We start from the raw sequence: 19010 nt of genomic DNA, 5'->3' as shown, positions 1-19010 counted from the left end.
ACCGGCTGCTATCGTTTCAGTAGCAGGTGGCGCGCAGCGCCGCCAGGTCCAGGATCTCCACCTCGCCGCGGTGCACGCGCACCAGGGCCCGGGCCTCCAGGTCCTTGAGGATCTGGTTGGTGGTCTGGCGCGAGATCGCCAGCATCAGCGACAGCTGCTCCTGCGAGATGCCGATCACCCGGCGCGACTGGCCTTCGGCCGTCCACTGGCCGTAGCCCTCGGCCATCATCACCAGGCGGCGCGCCAGCCGCTGGCCGGCGGGCAGCAGGGCCAGTTCCTCGATGGCCACGAACGCCGTGCGCAGCTTGTCGGTGAGCAGCAGGGCCAGCGCATGCCAGTGCTGCGGGTGGGCCGTGAGCCAGGCCTGCAGGGGCTCGTGCGGTATCTGCAGCAGGGTGCTGGCCTCGGCCGCATGGGCATCGTGCGTGCGCGCCGAATTGTCGAAGACCGAGATCTCGCCGAACCAGTGCGGGGGCTCCAGCCGCGTGAGCATGGCGGCCCGTGCCTCGTCGGCCCGCCCGCCCGTGCCCGAAATGTTGATCGCGCCGCGCACGACGGCATACAGGCCGCAGGGCGCATCGCCGCGCAGAAACAGCACCTCCCCGGCCGCCAGCTGGCGCAGGTGGGCCATGGCGAGCAGGGGCTGGGCGAAATCGGGGGGCAGGTGGGCGAACCAGCGGCCGGTCTGGAGCACGGGGAGGTGAGCGGCGGGGTCGGTCATGCAGGCGGGGCGAGACGGGCGGGGAAAGGGGGCAGGGCGTTGTGTCGGCTTTCCGACAGACTGTGGCCGGGCATCGGGCGAGTATGGATGCTGCTCAAAACAATACCAGGAGACACCCATGAAAACCCTGATCGACCACCTGGCCCAATACGCCGACTACCACCGCGACCCGCGCAACATCCACACCCACTTCGTGGGCGTGCCCATGATCATGTTCGCCGTGGTGATCCTGCTCTCGCGCCCGGTGTGGCTGCTGGGCGGGGTGCCCGTGGGCCCGGCCCTGGTGGCGGCCATCGCGGCCAGCGTCTTCTACTTCCGGCTCGATACGCGTTTCGGCCTGGTGATGGCCGCGCTGCTGGCCGCCATGCTGGCCGGGGGCCAGTGGCTGGCGGTGCAGGGCACGACCCTCTGGCTGGCCACGGGCGTGGGCCTGTTCGCCGTGGGCTGGGTCATCCAGTTCGTGGGCCACTACTACGAAGGGCGCAAGCCCGCCTTCGTGGACGACCTCGTGGGCCTGATCATCGGGCCCTTGTTCGTGGTCGCCGAGCTGGGCTTCCTCATGGGCCTGCGCAAGGATGTGCAGCACGCCATCGAGCAGCGCAGTGGCCCCGTGCGCCTGCGCACCGGCCCCGCCACCGTCTGATCCCGCGCTTCTCCGATCGTTGATTTTTTGCCCATGGCACTGCGTGGCGGTGCCGTGGGCTTTTTCACAGGAGCGCGGCCGGCCCATGGCCGCGTGCATATCCCATGAGTTTTGTATCCATCCTGCCCACGCTGCTGTTCATCGCGCTGGGCCTGGTCATGTTCGGCCTGGGCCTGTCGCTCACCGTGGCGGACTTCAAACGCCTGCTGCAGTACCCTCGCGCCGTGCTGCTGGCCCTGGTGCTGCAGGTGCTGGTGCTGCCTGCGGCCTGCTATGGCCTCATCGTGCTGCTCGGCGTGCCGCCGCTCTACGCCGTGGGGCTGATGCTGCTGGCGGCCTCGCCGGGCGGCGTGTCGGCCAACCTGTTCAGCCACCTGTTCGGCGGCAATGTGGCGATGAACATCTCGCTCACGGCCATCAACACGCTGCTGTCCATCGTGAGCCTGCCGCTCATCACCAACTGGGCCATCGCCACCTTCGCCAAGACCGGCCAGGTGGTGCCGCTGCAGTTCGGCAAGGTGCTGGAGGTGATCGTGATCGTGCTCATCCCCGTGGTCGTGGGCATGTGGGTGCACCGGCGCGCACCGGCCTTCAGCGCACGCATGGAAAAGCCCATGAAGCTCTTCAGCGCCCTGGTGCTGGCGGCCTTTGCGCTGATCGCCATCGCCAAGGAGTGGGCGGCGCTGTCGGCCTCGTTCGCCGACATCGGGCCGGCCGTGCTGCTGTTCAATGCGCTGAGCCTGGGCGTGGGCTATTTCCTGCCGCGTGCCCTGGGCATGGACAAGTCCATGGCCACGGCCATCGGCTTCGAGATCGGCATCCACAACTCCACGCTGGCGATCTTCATCGCGCTCTCGGTGCTGAACAACTTCCAGCTCGCGCTGCCGGCGGCCATCTACTCGGTCAGCATGTACATCATGGCGCCGCTGTTCGGCATGCTGGTGCTTCGCAGAATGGGACAGAAGAACCGCTCATGACCTGCCTTCCACGCTGTTGCGCATGGCGGTCTGCGCGACGGCGTCCAGGGCCACGTCCACCACGGGCTGCTGGCTGAGCACCTGCAGGCTGCCCTGCTGGATGCACCGGTCAAGCAGCCGCAGCGTCATCGACTGGGTGCGGCCGGACGCGTTGGTGAAGAGGAAGAAGGTGCCGTGCGAGCCGACCCAGGACAGCTGGGTGCGCTCCCACTGGCCTGCCACCAGCAGATTGACCCAGCTGCCGACGGCCAGCGTGGGTCTGGCGGGTGCATCCGCCGGGGTGGGGGCCGGCAGGGGTTCCAGTTCCCCAGGCACAGAGGGCTGCAAGTCGTCCATGAAGCCGGAATCCTGGGCTTCCGATGGCGCGACCCATGGCTCTTCATCGAGGAGCAGGTCCGGCGGTTCCACAGGCTCCGCATCGGGTGGCAAGACGGGGGCATGGGGTGGTGCGGCGGGCTTGGGCCCGCCCTGGAAGGCCTGCTGGTGCAACTGCATCAATTGCCCGAAGACCGCTTCGGTCCTGTCCGCGGGGTAGTCGATCAGTGCCAGGCCATCGCGCAGCCGGGCCAGCAGCTGGGGAATCAGGCGCGCGAGTTCGCCGGTGTGCATGCGGGTCAGCTCGGGCTGCGCGCTCCAGACCAGGATGCCCACCAGCTCCTGGTAGCTGCCCGGGTCGGCGCTGCCGGTCTTGTCGGCCAGGCGCGCCTGGGCCATGACCTGGGCCCAAGGGCCGAGCAGGAACTGGGCAATCTCGCCGGGAATGTGGTCGATCTGCGGCAGCAGCCGGATTTCGCCGGATATCTGGGCCGCCAGCAGATGGCGCTGCTCCGCGTGCTGCAGCGCCTCGATGGCGCGCTGGCGCTCCTGTTCGCGCGCCTGCTCGCCGCCTGCCCATTGCGCGTGCAGCTGCTGGCGGACCTGCTCGAAGTCGTCGGCGCTTTCGATGGTGGCCGAGGCCAGCGGGCCGGCAAGGTCCATGAGGGAGCGCATGAAGTGCTTGAAGCCGGGGGCCTCGGCCCCGTTGAAGGCCATGGCGTGGTCGGTGATGTCCTGCAGCAGACGGCGCGCGGGGTGCTCCTTGTTGCTGAAGAACCGTGGGTCGGCCAGCGCCAGCTGCATCAGGGCGGGCTCCAGGGCGCGCACGAACTGCTGCACGGGCCACGGCAGCCGGCTGTCGCGCGCGATGTTGTCCACCATCAGCGCGACGACCTCCATGCTGAGGGCGTCCCCCAGCCCTGCGGCGCGCCGCGGCTCCGGGCCGCTGCCCGGCTGGGCGCGCTGGCTGCCCAGGCGCTCCATCATCTGGCCGACCTGGTTCATCTCCTGCAGCGCCTCGAAGGCGGCGGGCACGGTCACGGCGAAGTCCGTGGCGGGCGGGTCGATCTGGGGAAGCCCGGCCGGGCCGTCGAATTCGCGTGCAAAACGCTCCGCGAAGGGCTCGTCCGCCGCAGCCGGAGCCTGTGCAGGCGCGGCCTGGCCGCTGAACTCGCCGATCAGCAGGCGGCGCAGCCGGTCGAGCGTGAGCAGCGGGTCGCCGGGGCCTGCCGCTGCGGGTAGCCCCAAGTCCATGCCCATGCCTGTTTCGGCCCCGAACCCGGGGGATGCGCCATCGCCGGCCGGTGCCACATACACCACCTGGCCGTCGGCCTGGCGCATGGCATAGCCTGCGGGCTGCACGCCGCCTAGCTTGAGCCGATCGATCTGCGCCAGGTAGAGCTGGCGCAGCTCCGTGCCCAGCGCCTTGGCCATCTGCGCCATCCAGTCGTTGCGCATCTGTGCGCTGACCTGCATCTGCGACACCACAGCCTGCAGCGCCTGCAGGAAGACTTCGGGGCGCAGAGGGTTGTGATCGGGCTGCACCTTTTGCAGCCCCCGGGCTGCGCACACCAGGGCGTCGAGGTCGGCCAGCGGCCCCTCCACGGCCGATGCCAGGACCTGGGTGGCACGGGCGCGCTCCACGCTTTCGGTGATCTGCGACTCGTCCATCAGTTCGAGCTGGTCGAAATGGATGGTGAACAGGGAGCGCGAGGGCTTTCCCTCCCCTGGCGCCGCGGTCTGCTGTTCCAGGGCCTTGAGCAGCGCGCCGGGGTAGCGCTCGCCCATCACGGAGGTGAGCCGCATGAGCTGCTGCTGGGCTTCGAGCATGGCCTGGTGCTCGCCGGAGGTGCGGGCCTCTCCCTGGCGCAGTTGCAGGGACATGCGCGCCGCCTCGGCGACGCGCTCCATCAGCTGCCTGGAGTCGGCCAGCACGCTTTGGACGATGCGCTGGTACTGCGGGGCGTTGCCGTCGCGCGGGGCAGTCGGTGCGGAGTGTGTCAAGGCCATCTTCTCTGGGAATACCGGAATGCCCGAGATGTTACGCGGGCTTGCTGCCCAGGTTCCAGATTCTCAAGCAGATCGGCCAGAACCCGGTCTTGTCCAGGCCAGCAGCGCCACCGTGCACACGGTGCCCAGCGCCACCAGCGCACACAGCTGCGGCAAGGCGGCCACGAGGGGCGCACCCAGCTGGTTCAGGCGCAGCGAGGCCTGCACGCCCGAGGTGCTGGGCAGCAGCCAGCGCAGCCACTGCAGTGCCTCGGGCAGGGCTTCCACGGGCCACGAGAAACCGGCCACGAAGGCGATCGGCAAGGTGGTGAACAGCAGCACCTGCAGCGCACGCTCGCGGTTGCCCACCCACAGGCCGACCAGGGCCCCCAGGGCCGCGATGGCTGGCACGTAGCAGGCCAGCAGCGCCAGGGCGCCCAGCGGGTTGCCGCCGCGCGGGTAGTCGTGCAGCAGGAAGATCCAGCCGAAGTAAAAGGCGCCGCTCGCCCAGCCCAGCGTGCACAGCGCCAGCAGCCGGCCCATCCAGGTGCGGGCCCGGGCCCGGTGCCGGCCGGCTTCCACCCAGGTGCCGGTGAGCATGGCCGCGCCCATGAGCAGCGTCTGCTGCAGGATGAGCAGCGCCACGGCGGGCACGACGAAGCTGCCGTAGCCCTCGGTCGGGTTGAACAGCGCCACCATCTGCAGCTGCACCGGGTTGCGGCTTGCGGCGGCCTGCTGCGCGCTCTGGCCTGCAGCCTGCAGCTTGCGGATCTCGATGCCGGCGGAAACGGTGCCCACGGCCTCGGCAAAGCCGTACTGCACGGCCTTGTTGAGCAGCGCATAGGCGCCATTGCCTTCCACGCGGACCAGGGCTTCCTCGCCGCGCACCACGCTGCGCTTGAGGTCGCGCGGCAGCAGCGCATAGCCCTCCACTTCGCCGCGCCACAGCGCCTCCTGCGCCTCGCGCTCGCAGGCGGTCACCAGGCGCACCTCGATGCGCGGGTCGGCCTCGGCAAAGCGCGTGATCTGGCGCGACAGGCTGCTGCCGTCCATGTCCACCACGGCCACGGGCACGCGTGTCAGCACCTCGTCGGTGTAGAACCAGGGGTAGAAAAAGCCGTACAGCACCGGCGCGGCCACGAGCAGCAGCAGCACGCCCTTGTCGCGGCAGATGGCGGTCAGCGCCTGCAGCCAGGCACCAAAGAGGTTCGATGGCTCGGCCAAAGGTTCGTAGCGTGCGTCCATCACCGTCCTCCCCAGCTCTGCGGCTTGCTGCGCGCCAGGTGCAGCGCCGCGCTGCCGGCCATGAGCAGCAGGGCCGTGGCCAGCATCAGCGCCACCACGGTGGGGACACTGGTGCGCAGCGGCGCGCCCATCTGCAGCTGCTCGATCTGCAGGCGGATGTAGTGCGTGTAGGGCATGGCCTCGGCCCAGGCGCGCGCGCTGGCCGGCATGCCCGCCAGCGGAAAGCCCACGCCGCTGAACGCGAACGCCGGCGCCGCGAAGAAGCCTGCGCCCGACAGGGCGGTGCGCAGCGAGCGCGTGAGGCCTGCCAGCGCCGCGCCGGCAGCGACCGACACGGCCATCAGCAGCGCCAGTCCCGCCGCCACCCAGGCCAGATTGCCCGGCGGATGCCAGCCCCGGCCCCAGGTGATGCACACCAGCGCCAGCAGGGCCACCAGGGTGAGCGATGCCCAGGGCAGGGCGAGCTTGCCGAGCAGGGCCCCACCGGTGCGCAGCAGGCTGCCGCTCGCGCCCAGCCATTCGCCCAGCGTGCGGTCGCGCAGCTCGCGGCCCACGGTCCAGGCGCCGGCCGTCATGGCCAGGATGTGCAGCAGCGCCGGGATCAGCGCCGCGCCCAGGAACTGCTCGTAGTTGGTGGACACGTTGAACAGCGCCAGCAGCTGGGTGTGGATGGGCTCAATGCTCACGCGCACGGCCTTGGCCGGTTCGCCGCGCTTGTTGCGCGCCGCCATCTCGATGCCGGCCGACAGCGTGCCCACAGCGGCGCGCACGTCGCGCTGCAGCACGCCCGAATGCGTGCCCAGCTGTGCGTTGTGCAGCAGCGTGACCTGGGCCGTGCGGCCCTGCTTCACGGTGAGCGACAAGTCGCGCGGGATGGTGACGACGGCATAGACCTCCACACTGCGCAGCGCGCGCTCGGCCTCGGTCGTGTTGGCGTAGTGCTGCACCACCTGCAGGCCGGGTGTGGCGTCGAGCATGCGCACCAGCTGGCGCGACAGGGCCGAGTGGTCGTCGTCCAGCACGCCCACGGGCAGGTGGCGCGGAATGCCGGCCGAGAAGATCCAGCCCATGAGCAGCACCGCGAGCAGCGGCACCCAGGTGACCATGGCCAGGTCCCAGGGGCTGGCGAGCAGGCGACGCGCTTCGCGGCGAAAGCTGTGGACCAGGGAATTCATGGCGTGGTCAAGAGGCAGGGCGTTGCGCGCTGGCTCATTGCACCAGCACCGTCATGCCGGGGCGGGCGCCTTCGATGGGGGCGGCCGGGCGGGCGCGCACTTCGAAGGTGCGCACGTCGAAGCCCTGGCCGGCGCGCGTGGCGCGCCAGGTGGCAAAGTCGGGCAGGGCGGCCGTGTGGTAGACCTTGAAGCGCACGGGCTTTGCGGTGCTGCCCAGAGCGGGCAGCGTGGCCTCGAACTCCTGGCCGATGGCAAAGCGCTGCAGGCGGTCCTCGCGCACGTTCAGTACCACCCACTGGTCGGCCAGGTCCACCACCGTGACCACGGCCACGCCCTGGGGCGAAAGCTCACCGCTGCGCGCCAGCACCTTGGCGACCTCGCCGGCCACGGGGCTCTTGAGTTCGGTCTCGGCCTGGGCGGCCTGCACTTCGGCCACCACGCCCGCCACCTGGCGCGCCTGGGCGCTGGCGGCGTTGCGGTCCTCGGGCCGGGCGCCGGCGCGGGCCAGTTCGTACTGCGCCTTGGCGGCCAGGGCCTGGTCGCGCGCGGCCTTGTGGTTGGCCTCGGCCTCGTCGCGCTTCTGTGCCGCTACCAGGCCCTCACGGGCCAGACCGTCCACGCGGCGGTAGGACGACTCGGCCAGCTCGGCCGCCGTCACTGCGCGCTGCCAGGCCAGGCGGGCCATCTCCACCTCCTGCGGGCGGGCGCCATGCTGGGCCTTGTCGGCCACGGCCTGGGCGGCCTCCTGCGCGGCGGTGGCCTGGGCCAGCTTGGCCTGCACCTCGGGGCTGTCCATGCGAATCAGCGGGGCGCCCACGGCAATCTGGTCGCCCTCCTTCACCAGGATCTGCGCGATGCGTGCCGTGACCTTGGGCGCGATATCGGCCTCGCGCGCCTCCATCTGGCCCTGGAAGACCTCGGGTGCCGGCTGGGAGGCTTTCCACAGGCCATAGCCCACGAAGCCGGCCGCTGCCACCAGGGCCACCGCGCCCAGGGCCATGGCAGGCTTGCTGCCCCGGCCGTTGTTCTTGTTGCTGTTGCTGCTGCTGGTATCGCTCATGTTCAATCCACCTTCACATCGGCACGCGCCATGTATTTGCCAAATTCATCGGAGAGGCCGCAGGCTTCGAGCAGCTCGGCCAGGGCCTTCACGTAGTCGTGGGCGGCCTGGGCCCGCTCGGTCTGCGCCTTGGCCTGGTTGACCTGGGCGTCGATCAGGTCCAGCGTGGTGCTGGTGCCGGCCCGCAGGCCCGAGCTGCGCAGGCGCAGCACCTCGTCGGCCAGCTCCAGCCCGGGCTGCAGCGCGAAGTAGGCGCGGCGCGCCTGCTCCAGCGCCTGCCAGCGCTTTTCCACCAGCAGCGCAATGTCGTTCTGTGCCTGGGCGCCGGTGCGCTCGGCCTGCTCGATCTGGCGCGAGGACGAGGCCGCCAGCGCGTCGCGGTCGATGGAGTCCCACAGCGTGAAGCGCACACCGATGCCGGCCACCCAGTCGGCGTCCCGGCCGGTCTTGAGCTGGCGCTGACCGAAGGCGAAGACCTGGGGCTTGCGCAGGGCCTCCTGCGCGGCATGCAACTGCTCGGCCTGGCCCTTCTTGGCGGCCACCTTGGCCAGGCCCGGGTGGCGCTGCAGGGCGGCATCGACGAAATAATGCAGGGGCTCCACCGGCTGGCCCAGCACGAACAACGGGCTCGTGGGCGTCACGCGCTCGCTGGCCTTCACCGTGCGCGTCAGCGCCGTGGCGGCCAGGTCGGCATCGTCGCGCGCCTTGCGCGCGTTGCGGCGCGCCTCCTCCAGCGCAGCGCGCGCCTGCAGGCGCTCCACGCGGGCGATGACACCGGCGTCCAGCATCTTCTGCGCGGCCGCGTCGTGCTGCTCGATGGTGGCCAGTGCCGACTCGCGCAGCCGGGCCGCCTGCTCGGCCAATTGGGCGCCGAAGTAGCGCTGCACCAGCACCGTGGTGACCTCGTGGCCGGTCTTGTCGGCGTCGGCCTGCACCTCGGCGGCCTGAGCCTCCACCAGGCCGCGCGCCGCATCACCCGCGCCGCCCATGTAGATCGGCCAGATGCCCGAGACCGAGGTGCTGGTGTCCGATTTGTGGCGGTTCAGGGTGTAGCTGGCCGGCAGGTGGGGCAACTGGGCCAGCGAGCCGGCCAACTGCGGCGGCAGCTGCTGCAGCACGCCCGGCATGGCCTGGTTCACGGGGTTCAGGTCGAGGTCCAGGTTGGCGTTGTAGGCATATGCCGCGCCGCTCAGCGAGACCACCGGGCCGCCCAGGCGTGCCAGGGCCTGGCGGCGCAACTGGGCGCTTTCGACCGCGCTGCGCGATGCGGCGAGCTGGTCGGAGCGCGCCGTGAGCTGCTCCAGCGCGGTGTTGAAGGCCATGGGCTGGGCCTGTGCAGGCCCTTGCAGGGCGAGCAGGGCCAGCGCGGCTGCGGCGTGCAGCGTGGGCATGCGAAGGCAAAAGCGGGGCCTGCCGGCCGCCGTGTGCGGCCGGTTCGTGGTGTGCAAGGTCATGGTGTCGTTGGGTGGTCGGGGGCTCAGCGTGCGCCCACCGGGGTGTAGGCATCGCGGTGGTCGGCGAGCCAGCGCTCGGAGCGGTCGCTGCCATGCTGGCTGGGGTGGAAGTCGCGCCGCAGGTAGGCGCGCCAGGGGCTCCAGCTCTCGCGCACCAGGCCGCCCCGGCCGAACAGCACGCGCGCCGCACTGGTCCAGGTGCGCCAGCGCCACAGGGTGCCGTCGCGGCGCAGGTTGCCCACGGTCTGGCGCAGCACATCGCCCAGGAACACCAGCGTGATGCGGCGGAACCAGGTGATGCGCCAGGCATGGTCGCCGCCCAGGGCCTGGTAGATCTCGAAGGCCGTGCTCTTGTGCTCTGCCTCTTCGGCGCAGTGCCATTGCCACATGGTGGCCAGGCGGGGCTCGGCGCCTTCCAGCACCTGTGGATGGGCCAGCAGCCACTCGGCCAGCAGGGCGGTGAAATGCTCGTTGGCGGCGGTCACCGCCAGCGGGTGGCGCACATCGGCGCCGTCGAAGAGCTTCATGCGCTCGGCCGCACGCGGGCCCCAGGTGTTGACCAGACCCTGCATGTCGAGGTGGCCGTTGAACAGTGCATGGATGCGCCGGTGCGTGGCCTCCTGCCCGATGAAGCCGCGCACCTCGTCGGCGTACTGCGCCTGCCGCTCGGCGGGCAGGGCCTTGTGGCCGTTGCGCACGGCGTCGATGAAGAACTGCTCGCCCACGGGGAAGCTCATCGACAGCGCATTGAAGAACGCCGTGCGAAACGCGTCGCCACCGCACCAGTGGCGTTCGAAGGGCGCCGTGAGGTCGATGAGCAGGCGGCGGACGACGAGTTCGGTCATGGCAGGCTCCCAGGATGAAAAGGTGTTGGTACGTTGTGGTACCAAGCGCCTATGATGCGACTGGAATGTGGTACTGTCAAGTACCTTTTCGGATATTCCCTGGAATCCATTCCCGCAGCCATGACCGAAGCCCCGACCGTTGCCAGCCCCTCCACCGTGCACCGCTCCCGCCTGCTGGAAGGCATGGCACGCGCCGTGGCCGCGCGCGGCTATGCCGACACCACCATCGCCGACATCGTGCGCGAGGCCAGCGTCTCGCGCCGCACCTTCTACGAGAACTTCGGCGACAAGGCCGAGTGCCTGATCGCGCTCTACGAGGTCGCCAGCGGCAACGCCATCACCGTGCTGCGCAACGCCATCGACCCGCACAGCGAGTGGCAGACGCAGGTGGAGCAGGCCCTCAAGGCCTACTTCGGCGTGCTCGAACGCAACCCCGTGCTGCTGCGCACCCTGTTCGTGGAGATGCTGGGCCTGGGCCCCGCAGGCCTGGCCGCGCGCCGCCGGGCCAACCAGCAACTGGCCGACCTGATGCTCGACGTGGTGAACAACCGCCCGGGCGAACGCCTGCGCAAGGCCCCACTGCAGCCCAAGATGGCCATGGCGGTGGTGGGTGGCATCAACGAGATGGTGCTGCAGTCCATCGAGGAGGGCCGCGCCAGCGACCTGCAGGAGCTGGTGGAGCCCGCAGCGATGCTGCTCAGGGCTGCGATCTCTGCGGAGTTCTGACCTCCGCGCCTGCGCTGGGGTGGAGGTGGATCGACCTCACGGCCTCGTCCACGATCTGAGGTGCCCGGCCGACGTAGTGGGCCGCATCCAGCAGCTGTGGCCTGTCCTTCACCAGCGCGCCAAACACCTCGTGGCCCAGCAAGGCTTCCTGCAGCGGGCTGTGGGTTCTGTGGGCCGTGTCAATGACCTGCTTCATGGCGGCATGTGCGGTGTGCTTGCCCAGTTGCCCGGCCAGCGCGAAGGTCAGGGCTTCCGACAGGATCATGCCCCGGGTGCGCTGCAGGTTGGCCGCCATGTTCTGCGGCAGCACCACCAGCACGTCGAGCAGTCTTTCCAGATGTGCCAGCAACTCCGCCATGGCCACGCACATGTCCCGCAGTACATCGCCGTGCTGCGCGGAATCGCGCTCATAGTCGACGCCAATCCATTCCATCAGCGGCTGCAGGCGCGCGCCGACTTCGCGGGAACGAGACACGACTTCGATGCACAGCGAGGGATTGGATTTGTGCGGCATGGTGGAGGAGCCCACGGCACCATTGGCCTCGCGCAGCTCATCCAGGTCGTCGCCGCTGAGCAGGAAGATCTCGTGGGCGACGTGGCCGCAGGTCCTGGCGGCCAGCGCCACCGCGCAGCCGAACTCCGCAAACCGGTCGCGGCTGCCTTTCCAGTCGACCGTCTCGGGCTCGGCCAATCTCAGCTCGGCCATCACCTCGCGTTCGATGTGCGGCCCTTGCTCGCCGAAAGCCGCATAGGTTCCCACGGCCCCGCTCAGGATGCCCGTCCGGTACCTGTCCAGCCAGGCCTGCAGCCGCGCTATGCTGCGGCCATGCTCGGCCAGCCAGGTGGCCACCTTCATGCCGAAGGTGAAGGGCAGGGCATGGCGCCCCAGGGTACGCGCCACCATGGGCGTGGCCCGGTGTTCGGTTGCCAGCGCTGCAAGGCGTTGCTCCACACTGCGCAACTGGCCCACCAGCAGGCCACCGGCCTGCTGCAGCTGCTGCACCAGCACGGTATTGAACAGGTCTGCCGTGGTCGCGCCGTAGTGCAGCCACTCGCGGCTTTCGGGCAAGAGGCGCGTTGCCCAGGCTTCGAGAATGGCCACCAGCGGATGTCCGAGGCGTTCGCGCTGGCGCGCCCATTCGTCCTGAGGGAAGTGGCGCCAACTGGCGCGGCGGGAGATATCGTCGGCAGCCTCCTGGGGAATCAGGCCGCGCCGTGCCTGGACCCGCGCCAGGGCCGCCTCGAAGGCCAGGATGTGCGCAATGCTGGATCGCGCCGAGAACACCGCCAGCTGCGCCTGGCCTGGCCGTGTGGCCGCCACCTCGTCGGAAAGACAGATCATTCGCGGGCGCCTTGGCTCAGCGTTCGAGCCTGACGGTTGCAGCGACCTTGCGGTAGCGCGCGTCCTCGCGCTCCAGCAACTGGGCGAACTGGGCCGGCGTGCCACCCCCGACGCGGAACCCCAGCTTGCCCAGGCCCTCGCGCACCTCGGGCTTCTGGAGGGTCTCACTCAGCGCTGCATGGATCCTGGCAACGACGGGGGCTGGCACCTTGGCGGGCGCCAGCAGGCCCAGCCACGCATCGGTGGTGAAGCCCTTGACCTCGCGCCCCTCGTTGATGGTGGGCAGGTCCTTGAGGCGCTCGTCGCGCTTCAGGCTCATCAGCCCCAGGGATTTGAGCTTGCCCTCCTGGATATACCCGACCGCGGACGGCAGGGTCACCACGGCCAGATCGATCTGCCCGCCCAGCAGGTCCGCATTGAGCGGGGCTGCGCCTTTGTAGGGCACCGTCACCCAGTCGATCTTCGCCTGGCTGGCCAGCATGGCGACGGCAATGTGCTGCAGGGTTCCCACGCCCGGGATGCCGACGTTCACCGACCCGGGGTTCTTGCGCAGGTGGGCGAGCAGCTCATCGACCTGCGTGGCGGGCACCTTGGGGTTGGCCACGAGCACGAAGGGCGTCACGCCGATCTCGCCGATCGGTGCCAGGTCCTGGTGCTTGTAGGCCGTGCCCGGGTTGGTGATCGGGGCCAGCACTACCTCGTTGATGGTGCCGGCCAGCAGGGTATAGCCATCGGGGGCCGAGCGGACGACCTTCTGTGCCGCGATGGCCCCCGAGGCGCCGGCCACGTTGTCCACGACCACGGTCTGGCCCAGAAGCTGCCCCAGGTGCGTGGCGACCAGCCGTGCTGCGGCATCGGTGGCGCCCCCTGGCGGGAAGGGCACCACCAGGTTCACGGGCTTCGAGGGGTAGGCCTGTGCCATGGCCATGCCAGCGCACATTCCCAGGCTCAAAGCCAATGCAGCCACCTGCACAAGCCTGCGGCGGGTGGATCGGTCGTGAACGGAGGGTGAATCGGGGTGGCGCACGCGGTCTCCTTGCTTGTTGGATGGATGGTGGATTCTTCGCATTCGACATCAAGGCAGCAATGCACGGATTGCCATGAGCTATAGGTAAAATTTATATCTGTCTTCCCGTGTACCTACATGGCTTCCTCATTCGCAGACTCCCGTGCTTCCCTGGCCCGCCGCCTGGTGCACTACGCGCATCCGCGCCAGTTGAATCTGGTTGTCCGCATTGCCGAACTGGGTGCCATCCAGAAGGCTGCAACCGCCCTGGGCATGAGCCAGCCCTCCGCCACCCAGGCTCTCAACCGTGTCGAGGAACTGCTGGGGGTCGTGCTTTTCGACCGGCATGCGCGAGGCGTGCGCCTCACCCGGGAGGGCGCTCTTCTGATGCCTGGCCTCAGGCGGGCGCTTGCTGCGATGGAGGCGCTGGGCCATGACGCCGCGAACGTACAGCACGGCTCCAATGGACTGGTGAGGATTGCTGGAATCACCGCCGCGACTGCGGCCGTCGCAGCCCAGGCGATTCCTGCTCTGTGTGCGGCCCATCCTGATCTCTGGATCGACTACCGCGAGACCGATGCGGCGGCCATCGCCGCTCTGTGCCAGGAAGAAGGCGCCGACATCATTCTGTGCCGTGCGTCCGTCGACGTGCCGCCAGGTTACGCATTCACCCCGCTGCAGCAGGACCGGCTGGGCATCTACAGTGCCAGCGACCATGCGTTGGCCAGGCGCCGGACCCTCAGCCTGCGACACTGTGCGAGAGAGACTTGGCTGCTGCCTCCCGAGGGGTCACCGCCGTTCCATGCGTTTCAGCACCTGTGCGAGCAGTGGGGCATGCGCCCGCCGCTGGCCCGCATCGGAACCCGCACCATTGCGCTGAGTGTGGCTGCGGTGCTCCGCCTGAAGCTGCTGTACGTGGGGCCGGACAGCCACATGAAGCCGTTTGTGGAGGCGGGGCAGCTCAAGAGGCTGCCGCTGCAACTGCCCGATGCGCTCGACGCCATCGGCATGCTGTGCAGCAGCACGCGCCGCTCCGATGCCGCTCAAGTGGCTGCGCAGTACCTCATGCGATGGGCTGGTGTGTGAGCGGGTCCTCAACCTCGTTGGCGATCTCGATCAGGTTCTCGTCAGGGTCGTAGATATAGACCGAGCGCAGGCGGTGCTGCGCGCCCGTGGCGCCCACGGGCCCCTGCACCACGGCCACGCCTTCGGCGGCCAGGTGCGCGAGCACCTCGTCCAGTGGCGTGCGCGTGAGCAAGCACAGGTCGCCCGAGCCCGCCGTGGCGTGGCGCACGTTCGGGTCCACCACCGTGCCCACCTCGTGCAGGTTGATCTTCTGCGTGCCGAAGTGCAGGGCGTGGCGCCCCGGCTTGAACTCGCGCGCCTGCATGCCGAGCACGCGCTCGTAGAAGGCGATGGTGGCCGGAATGCTGGCGACGGTCAGGACCACATGGTCCAGCGATTGCACGGTGAGGGGCATGGTGGCGTAGGGGGCGTTGCGGCAAATAAAAAGGCCCGCCGAAGCGGGCCGTGGCTGCATGGGCAATGGCTGCAGGGTATCAGCCCTTGTGGAAGCTCACCACCAGCGGCACGATGAGCAGCGCCACGATGTTGATGATCTTGATCAGCGGGTTGATGGCCGGGCCGGCCGTGTCCTTGTAAGGGTCGCCCACGGTGTCGCCGGTCACGGCGGCCTTGTGCGCCTCGCTGCCCTTGCCGCCGTGGTGGCCGTCCTCGATGTACTTCTTGGCGTTGTCCCAAGCGCCGCCGCCCGTGCACATGGAAATGGCGACGAACAGGCCGGTGACGATGGTGCCCATGAGCAGGCCGCCCAGGGCCTTGGGCCCCAGGGCCAGGCCCACCACGATGGGCACGACCACGGGCAGCAGGCTGGGGACCACCATCTCCTTGATGGCGGCGCTGGTCAGCATGTCCACGGCCTTGCCGTACTCGGGCTTGCCCGTGCCGTCCATGATGCCCTTGATGGTGCTGAACTGGCGGCGCACTTCCACCACCACGGCACCGGCCGCGCGGCCCACGGCCTCCATGGCCATGGCACCGAACAGGTAGGGGATCAGCCCGCCGATGAACAGGCCCACGATGACCAGTGGGTCCGACAGGTCGAACGAGATGGCCTTGCCATAGGTCTCCAGCTTGTGCGTGTAGTCGGCGAACAGCACCAGCGCGGCCAGGCCGGCCGAGCCGATGGCATAGCCCTTGGTCACGGCCTTGGTGGTGTTGCCCACGGCGTCCAGCGGATCGGTGATGTCTCGCACGCTGCTGGGCAGTTCGGCCATCTCGGCAATGCCGCCGGCGTTGTCGGTGATGGGGCCGTAGGCATCGAGCGCCACCACGATGCCCGCCATGCTCAGCATGGACATGGCCGCCACGGCGATGCCATACAGGCCCGCGAGCTGGTAGGCCGCCAGGATGGCCAGGCAGACAAAGACCACGGGCCAGGCCGTGGAGCGCATGGACACGCCCAGCCCGGCGATGATGTTGGTGCCGTGGCCCGTGGTGGAGGCCTGCGCGATGTGCTGCACGGGCGAGTACTGGGTGCCGGTGTAGAACTCGGTGATCCAGACCAGCGCGGCCGTGAGCACCAGCCCCGTGGCGCAGGCGCCGAACAGGCGCATCTGGCTGCCGCTGGCCATGATGGCGTTGTCCGGCATGATCCACATCGTGACGAAGTAGAACGCGATCAGCGAGAGCACGCCCGCGATCGCCAGGCCCTTGTACAGGGCCGGCATCACGTTCTTCATGCCCGGCGAGGCCTTCACGAAGAAGCAGCCGATGATGGAGGCCACGATGGACACGGCGCCCAGCGCCAGCGGGTAGACCACGGCGTGGCCGGGGGCCTTGGCCACCATCAGCGCGCCCAGCACCATGGTTGCGATCAGCGTCACCGCATAGGTCTCGAACAGGTCGGCCGCCATGCCGGCGCAGTCGCCCACGTTGTCGCCCACGTTGTCGGCGATCACGGCGGGGTTGCGCGGATCGTCCTCGGGGATGCCGGCCTCCACCTTGCCCACCAGGTCGGCCCCCACGTCGGCGCCCTTGGTGAAGATGCCGCCACCCAGGCGCGCGAAGATGGAGATCAGCGAGGAGCCGAAGGCAAAGCCGATCAGCGGGTTGAGCGCCTCGGCCAGCATGGGCCCCGAGGTGATGCCCCGCGACAGCACCCAGTAGAAGCCCGTGACACCCAGCAGGCCCAAGCCCACCACCAGCATGCCGGTGATGGCGCCGCCGCGAAACGCCACATCGAGCGCGGGGCCGATGCCCTGCGTGGCGGCCTGCGCCGTGCGCACGTTGGCGCGCACCGAGACATTCATGCCGATGAAGCCGCAGGCGCCCGAGAGAAAGGCGCCCAGCACGAAGCCGAGCGCGGAGGTCAGGTCCAGAAAGGCGCCGATGAGGATGGCCAGCACCACGCCGACGATGGCAATGGTCTTGTACTGCCGGGCCAGGTAGGCCGCTGCGCCAGCCTGGATGGCGGCGGCAATTTCCTGCATGCGCGCGTTGCCTGCATCCTTGGCCAGAATCCAGCCGCGGGCCCAGATGCCGTAGGCCACCGCAATCAATCCGCAAACCACTGCCAGTATCAGAGGGGACGTCAGCGCTGAGTTGTCAGCCATTCATTTCTCCTTGGTTTTTCAGTTGCACGGAAAGGAAACACAACGCAGGCCGGTAGTGCTTCCGCTGCGTTGCTTCCTCGTGCTCCTGCCGGAGTCGATTGGCCAACAGACCCAATTTACAGGCAAACAGGGGTTTGCAAGCGGGCAGAAAGGGGCATGCGCCTAAAATCAGGGTTAATCCCGACGCTCTGGGCCTTGAACCGGGCTCGCGGGTTATCGTTCCAAACCACTCTCCAAAGACATGTCCCTGAACCACGTACCCCCAGGCAAGAACGCCCCAGACGCCTTCAACGTCGTCATCGAGATCCCGATGAACGCCGACCCGATCAAGTACGAGGTGGACAAGGAATCGGGCGCGATCTTCGTGGACCGCTTCATGACCACCGCCATGCACTACCCCACCAACTACGGCTATGTGCCGCAGACCCTGTCGGGCGACGGCGACCCGGTGGACGTGCTGGTCATCACCCCCTACCCGCTGTTCCCCGGCGTGGTCGTGCCCTGCCGCCCCATCGGCATCCTGATGATGGAAGACGAAGCCGGTGTGGACGGCAAGGTGCTGGCCGTGCCCACCGACAAGGTGCTGCCCATCTACACCCACTGGCAGAAGGTCGAAGACGTGAACCCGATGCGCCTGAAGGCCATCAGCCACTTCTTCGAGCACTACAAGGACCTGGAAGCCGGCAAGTGGGTCAAGGTGCTGGGCTGGGAAGGCCTGGACGCCGCCAAGAAGGAAATCATGGACGGCATCGCCAACTTCAAGGCCAAGAACAACGCGGCCTGAGCGCCCGGACGGGCAGCCTCGCTGACCGCCCGCTGAAAGAAAAGCATGCATGCCTTGGCGGGCTGCATGCTTTTTTCATGGAAACCCCGCACTGTGCAGTGCCCCCGCCGTTGCTAGACTGGGCAAAGCCAGGGTGTCGGCGCGGAATCCTGCGCCCGCCCCGGCAGCAATGGCCATGGCCAAGGGGTGTTATGAAGATTTCCGACGTGCGCATCGGGCTCAAGTTGGGGGTGGGGTTTTGCGCCCTGGTGCTGCTCACGGCCCTGCTGGGGGCGGTCTCGCTGTTCCAGCTGTCCCGCATCCACCACAACGCGCAGGAGATCGCGAGCAACCTGCTGCCCAGCGTGGGCTACACGGGCGAGCTGCGGGTGCTGATGAACCGCATGCGGCGCTCCGAAGCCGGCATGATCACCGCACGCAGCACGGCCGAGGTCCAGGCCTTCGCCGAACAGATGGCCGCGCGTGCCAAAGACCTCGAGCGCGTGGAGGCGCAGTACGAACCGCTGGTCAGCCCGGGCGAGGAGCGCGATGCCTTCCAGTCCTTTCGCACGCGCAAGGCCGCCTACTACAAGCTGCAGGCCAACCTGATCGAGGTCGCCAAGGCGGTGGACTTCAGCACCAACGACACCCTGGCGCTGAGCGCCGATGCCCTGTCCGGGCTGTTTGCCGGTGAATCCGAGACCGCCTTCGTGGCCGCCGCCGAAACCCTGGGCCAGTTGCAGAAGATCAACTCGGCGCAGGCCGACAAGGAGCAGGCCGAAGTGTCGTCGGTCTTCCAGGCAGCCCGTTTCTGGGTGCTGGGCACGCTGGCAGCCTGCGTGGCACTGGCCTTGGTGCTGGGCGTGTCGATCACACGCTCGGTCACACGCCCCGCGGGCCAGGCCGTGGATGCCGCGCGCGCCATTGCCGAGGGCGACCTCACGGCGGCCATGCCGGCCCACGGCAAGGATGAAATGGGCCAGTTGCTCTCGGCGCTGGAGGACATGCGCCAGAACCTGGCCCGCGTGGTCACCGGCGTGCGCGGCAACGCCGAAAGCGTGGCCTCGGCCAGCGCGCAGATTGCCTCGGGCAACAACGACCTGAGTGCCCGCAC

Annotated in this window: 17 protein-coding genes; 6 read left to right on the top strand and 11 right to left on the bottom strand. The window is 68.9% G+C overall.

Annotation, left to right across the window (positions count from 1 at the left end; all coding sequences use genetic code 11):
- Window positions 1-16 precede the first annotated feature (16 nt).
- Entirely contained in the window at window positions 17-721 is a 705-nt protein-coding gene (locus tag AC3WOH_RS16040; RefSeq protein ID WP_492230277.1) for a Crp/Fnr family transcriptional regulator, read from the bottom strand.
- Window positions 722-839: 118 nt separating this feature from the next.
- Between AC3WOH_RS16040 and AC3WOH_RS16035 the strand changes: the two genes are divergently transcribed.
- Both AC3WOH_RS16035 and AC3WOH_RS16030 read left to right on the top strand, forming a co-directional pair.
- Window positions 840-1364: an Mpo1 family 2-hydroxy fatty acid dioxygenase gene (locus tag AC3WOH_RS16035; RefSeq protein WP_492230276.1), complete on the top strand. Its 525-nt coding sequence runs from the start codon at window positions 840-842 to the stop codon at window positions 1362-1364.
- 104 nt (window positions 1365-1468) lie between these two features.
- A complete protein-coding gene (locus AC3WOH_RS16030) occupies window positions 1469-2341 on the top strand; it encodes a bile acid:sodium symporter family protein (RefSeq protein WP_492230275.1) in 873 nt (290 codons plus the stop codon).
- Here the strand turns inward: AC3WOH_RS16030 and AC3WOH_RS16025 are convergent.
- From AC3WOH_RS16025 to AC3WOH_RS16000, 6 genes are all read right to left on the bottom strand, one after another.
- Window positions 2336-4666, bottom strand: a complete 2331-nt coding sequence (locus AC3WOH_RS16025; RefSeq protein ID WP_492230274.1) for a DUF1631 family protein — start codon at window positions 4664-4666, stop codon at window positions 2336-2338. The genes AC3WOH_RS16030 and AC3WOH_RS16025 overlap by 6 nt on opposite strands.
- Window positions 4667-4729: 63 nt before the next feature.
- Window positions 4730-5890: an ABC transporter permease gene (locus AC3WOH_RS16020; RefSeq protein ID WP_492230273.1), complete on the bottom strand. Its 1161-nt coding sequence runs from the start codon at window positions 5888-5890 to the stop codon at window positions 4730-4732.
- Entirely contained in the window at window positions 5890-7065 is a 1176-nt protein-coding gene (locus tag AC3WOH_RS16015; protein ID WP_492230272.1) for an ABC transporter permease, read from the bottom strand. Before AC3WOH_RS16015 ends, AC3WOH_RS16020 begins: the two co-directional genes overlap by 1 nt.
- Window positions 7066-7099: 34 nt before the next feature.
- Window positions 7100-8125, bottom strand: a complete 1026-nt coding sequence (locus AC3WOH_RS16010; RefSeq protein ID WP_492230271.1) for an HlyD family secretion protein — start codon at window positions 8123-8125, stop codon at window positions 7100-7102.
- A gap of 2 nt (window positions 8126-8127) precedes the next feature.
- Window positions 8128-9516 (bottom strand): TolC family protein, encoded by a 1389-nt coding sequence (locus AC3WOH_RS16005; RefSeq protein ID WP_492230439.1) that lies wholly within the window; start codon window positions 9514-9516, stop codon window positions 8128-8130.
- Between the two features lie 86 nt (window positions 9517-9602).
- Window positions 9603-10424: a metal-dependent hydrolase gene (locus tag AC3WOH_RS16000; RefSeq protein WP_492230270.1), complete on the bottom strand. Its 822-nt coding sequence runs from the start codon at window positions 10422-10424 to the stop codon at window positions 9603-9605.
- 120 nt (window positions 10425-10544) lie between these two features.
- On the opposite strand from AC3WOH_RS16000, the gene AC3WOH_RS15995 reads away from it, so the two are divergent.
- Window positions 10545-11150 carry a TetR/AcrR family transcriptional regulator gene (locus tag AC3WOH_RS15995; RefSeq protein WP_184862481.1) on the top strand — a complete coding sequence of 202 codons (606 nt, stop codon included), beginning with the start codon at window positions 10545-10547 and terminating at the stop codon, window positions 11148-11150.
- Here AC3WOH_RS15995 and AC3WOH_RS15990 read toward each other — a convergent pair.
- The gene (locus AC3WOH_RS15990) at window positions 11122-12492 is read right to left on the bottom strand and encodes a lyase family protein (protein WP_492230269.1); all 1371 of its coding nucleotides are present in this window, start codon (window positions 12490-12492) and stop codon (window positions 11122-11124) included. The two genes, AC3WOH_RS15995 and AC3WOH_RS15990, sit on opposite strands and share 29 nt — an antisense overlap.
- A 16-nt stretch (window positions 12493-12508) precedes the next feature.
- Entirely contained in the window at window positions 12509-13420 is a 912-nt protein-coding gene (locus AC3WOH_RS15985) for a Bug family tripartite tricarboxylate transporter substrate binding protein (protein WP_492230268.1), read from the bottom strand.
- A gap of 216 nt (window positions 13421-13636) precedes the next feature.
- On the opposite strand from AC3WOH_RS15985, the gene AC3WOH_RS15980 reads away from it, so the two are divergent.
- On the top strand, window positions 13637-14584 hold the full coding sequence (locus tag AC3WOH_RS15980; RefSeq protein WP_492230267.1) for a LysR family transcriptional regulator: 948 nt from the start codon (window positions 13637-13639) through the stop codon (window positions 14582-14584).
- On the opposite strand, the gene AC3WOH_RS15975 is transcribed toward AC3WOH_RS15980, so the two are convergent.
- On the bottom strand, window positions 14562-14978 hold the full coding sequence (locus AC3WOH_RS15975; RefSeq protein WP_492230266.1) for a VOC family protein: 417 nt from the start codon (window positions 14976-14978) through the stop codon (window positions 14562-14564). The genes AC3WOH_RS15980 and AC3WOH_RS15975 overlap by 23 nt on opposite strands.
- A 79-nt stretch (window positions 14979-15057) precedes the next feature.
- A complete protein-coding gene (locus AC3WOH_RS15970) occupies window positions 15058-17133 on the bottom strand; it encodes a sodium-translocating pyrophosphatase (RefSeq protein ID WP_492230265.1) in 2076 nt (691 codons plus the stop codon).
- Between the two features lie 241 nt (window positions 17134-17374).
- Here AC3WOH_RS15970 and ppa point away from each other — a divergent pair, with 241 nt between their 5' ends.
- Together ppa and AC3WOH_RS15960 are read left to right on the top strand one after the other, a co-directional pair.
- Complete coding sequence (ppa, locus tag AC3WOH_RS15965) at window positions 17375-17917, top strand: inorganic diphosphatase (RefSeq protein WP_184862486.1); 543 nt, start codon at window positions 17375-17377, stop codon at window positions 17915-17917.
- A gap of 191 nt (window positions 17918-18108) precedes the next feature.
- On the top strand, window positions 18109-19010 hold a 902-nt coding region (locus AC3WOH_RS15960), incomplete at its 3' end, for an MCP four helix bundle domain-containing protein (RefSeq protein ID WP_492230264.1).

This window comes from Acidovorax sp. FW305-C-20-28 (assembly GCF_058783375.1).
Note: the sequence above shows the minus strand (reverse complement) of the source record. Positions and strands in the feature narration are given on the sequence as shown.

Bases quoted from the DNA above. Each gene is read 5' to 3' on its own strand.
- AC3WOH_RS16010 (WP_492230271.1), bottom strand. From the start codon at position 8,125: ATGAGCGATACCAGCAGCAGCAACAGCAACAAGAACAACGGCCGGGGC.
- AC3WOH_RS15975 (WP_492230266.1), bottom strand. From the start codon at position 14,978: ATGCCCCTCACCGTGCAATCGCTGGACCATGTGGTCCTGACCGTCGCC.
- AC3WOH_RS16015 (WP_492230272.1), bottom strand. From the start codon at position 7,065: ATGAATTCCCTGGTCCACAGCTTTCGCCGCGAAGCGCGTCGCCTGCTC.
- ppa (WP_184862486.1), top strand. From the start codon at position 17,375: ATGTCCCTGAACCACGTACCCCCAGGCAAGAACGCCCCAGACGCCTTC.
- AC3WOH_RS16005 (WP_492230439.1), bottom strand. From the start codon at position 9,516: ATGCCCACGCTGCACGCCGCAGCCGCGCTGGCCCTGCTCGCCCTGCAA.
- AC3WOH_RS16025 (WP_492230274.1), bottom strand. From the start codon at position 4,666: ATGGCCTTGACACACTCCGCACCGACTGCCCCGCGCGACGGCAACGCC.
- AC3WOH_RS16000 (WP_492230270.1), bottom strand. From the start codon at position 10,424: ATGACCGAACTCGTCGTCCGCCGCCTGCTCATCGACCTCACGGCGCCC.
- AC3WOH_RS15995 (WP_184862481.1), top strand. From the start codon at position 10,545: ATGACCGAAGCCCCGACCGTTGCCAGCCCCTCCACCGTGCACCGCTCC.
- AC3WOH_RS16030 (WP_492230275.1), top strand. From the start codon at position 1,469: ATGAGTTTTGTATCCATCCTGCCCACGCTGCTGTTCATCGCGCTGGGC.
- AC3WOH_RS15980 (WP_492230267.1), top strand. From the start codon at position 13,637: ATGGCTTCCTCATTCGCAGACTCCCGTGCTTCCCTGGCCCGCCGCCTG.
- AC3WOH_RS16020 (WP_492230273.1), bottom strand. From the start codon at position 5,890: ATGGACGCACGCTACGAACCTTTGGCCGAGCCATCGAACCTCTTTGGT.
- AC3WOH_RS15970 (WP_492230265.1), bottom strand. From the start codon at position 17,133: ATGGCTGACAACTCAGCGCTGACGTCCCCTCTGATACTGGCAGTGGTT.
- AC3WOH_RS15990 (WP_492230269.1), bottom strand. From the start codon at position 12,492: ATGATCTGTCTTTCCGACGAGGTGGCGGCCACACGGCCAGGCCAGGCG.
- AC3WOH_RS15985 (WP_492230268.1), bottom strand. From the start codon at position 13,420: ATGGCCATGGCACAGGCCTACCCCTCGAAGCCCGTGAACCTGGTGGTG.
- AC3WOH_RS16040 (WP_492230277.1), bottom strand. From the start codon at position 721: ATGACCGACCCCGCCGCTCACCTCCCCGTGCTCCAGACCGGCCGCTGG.
- AC3WOH_RS16035 (WP_492230276.1), top strand. From the start codon at position 840: ATGAAAACCCTGATCGACCACCTGGCCCAATACGCCGACTACCACCGC.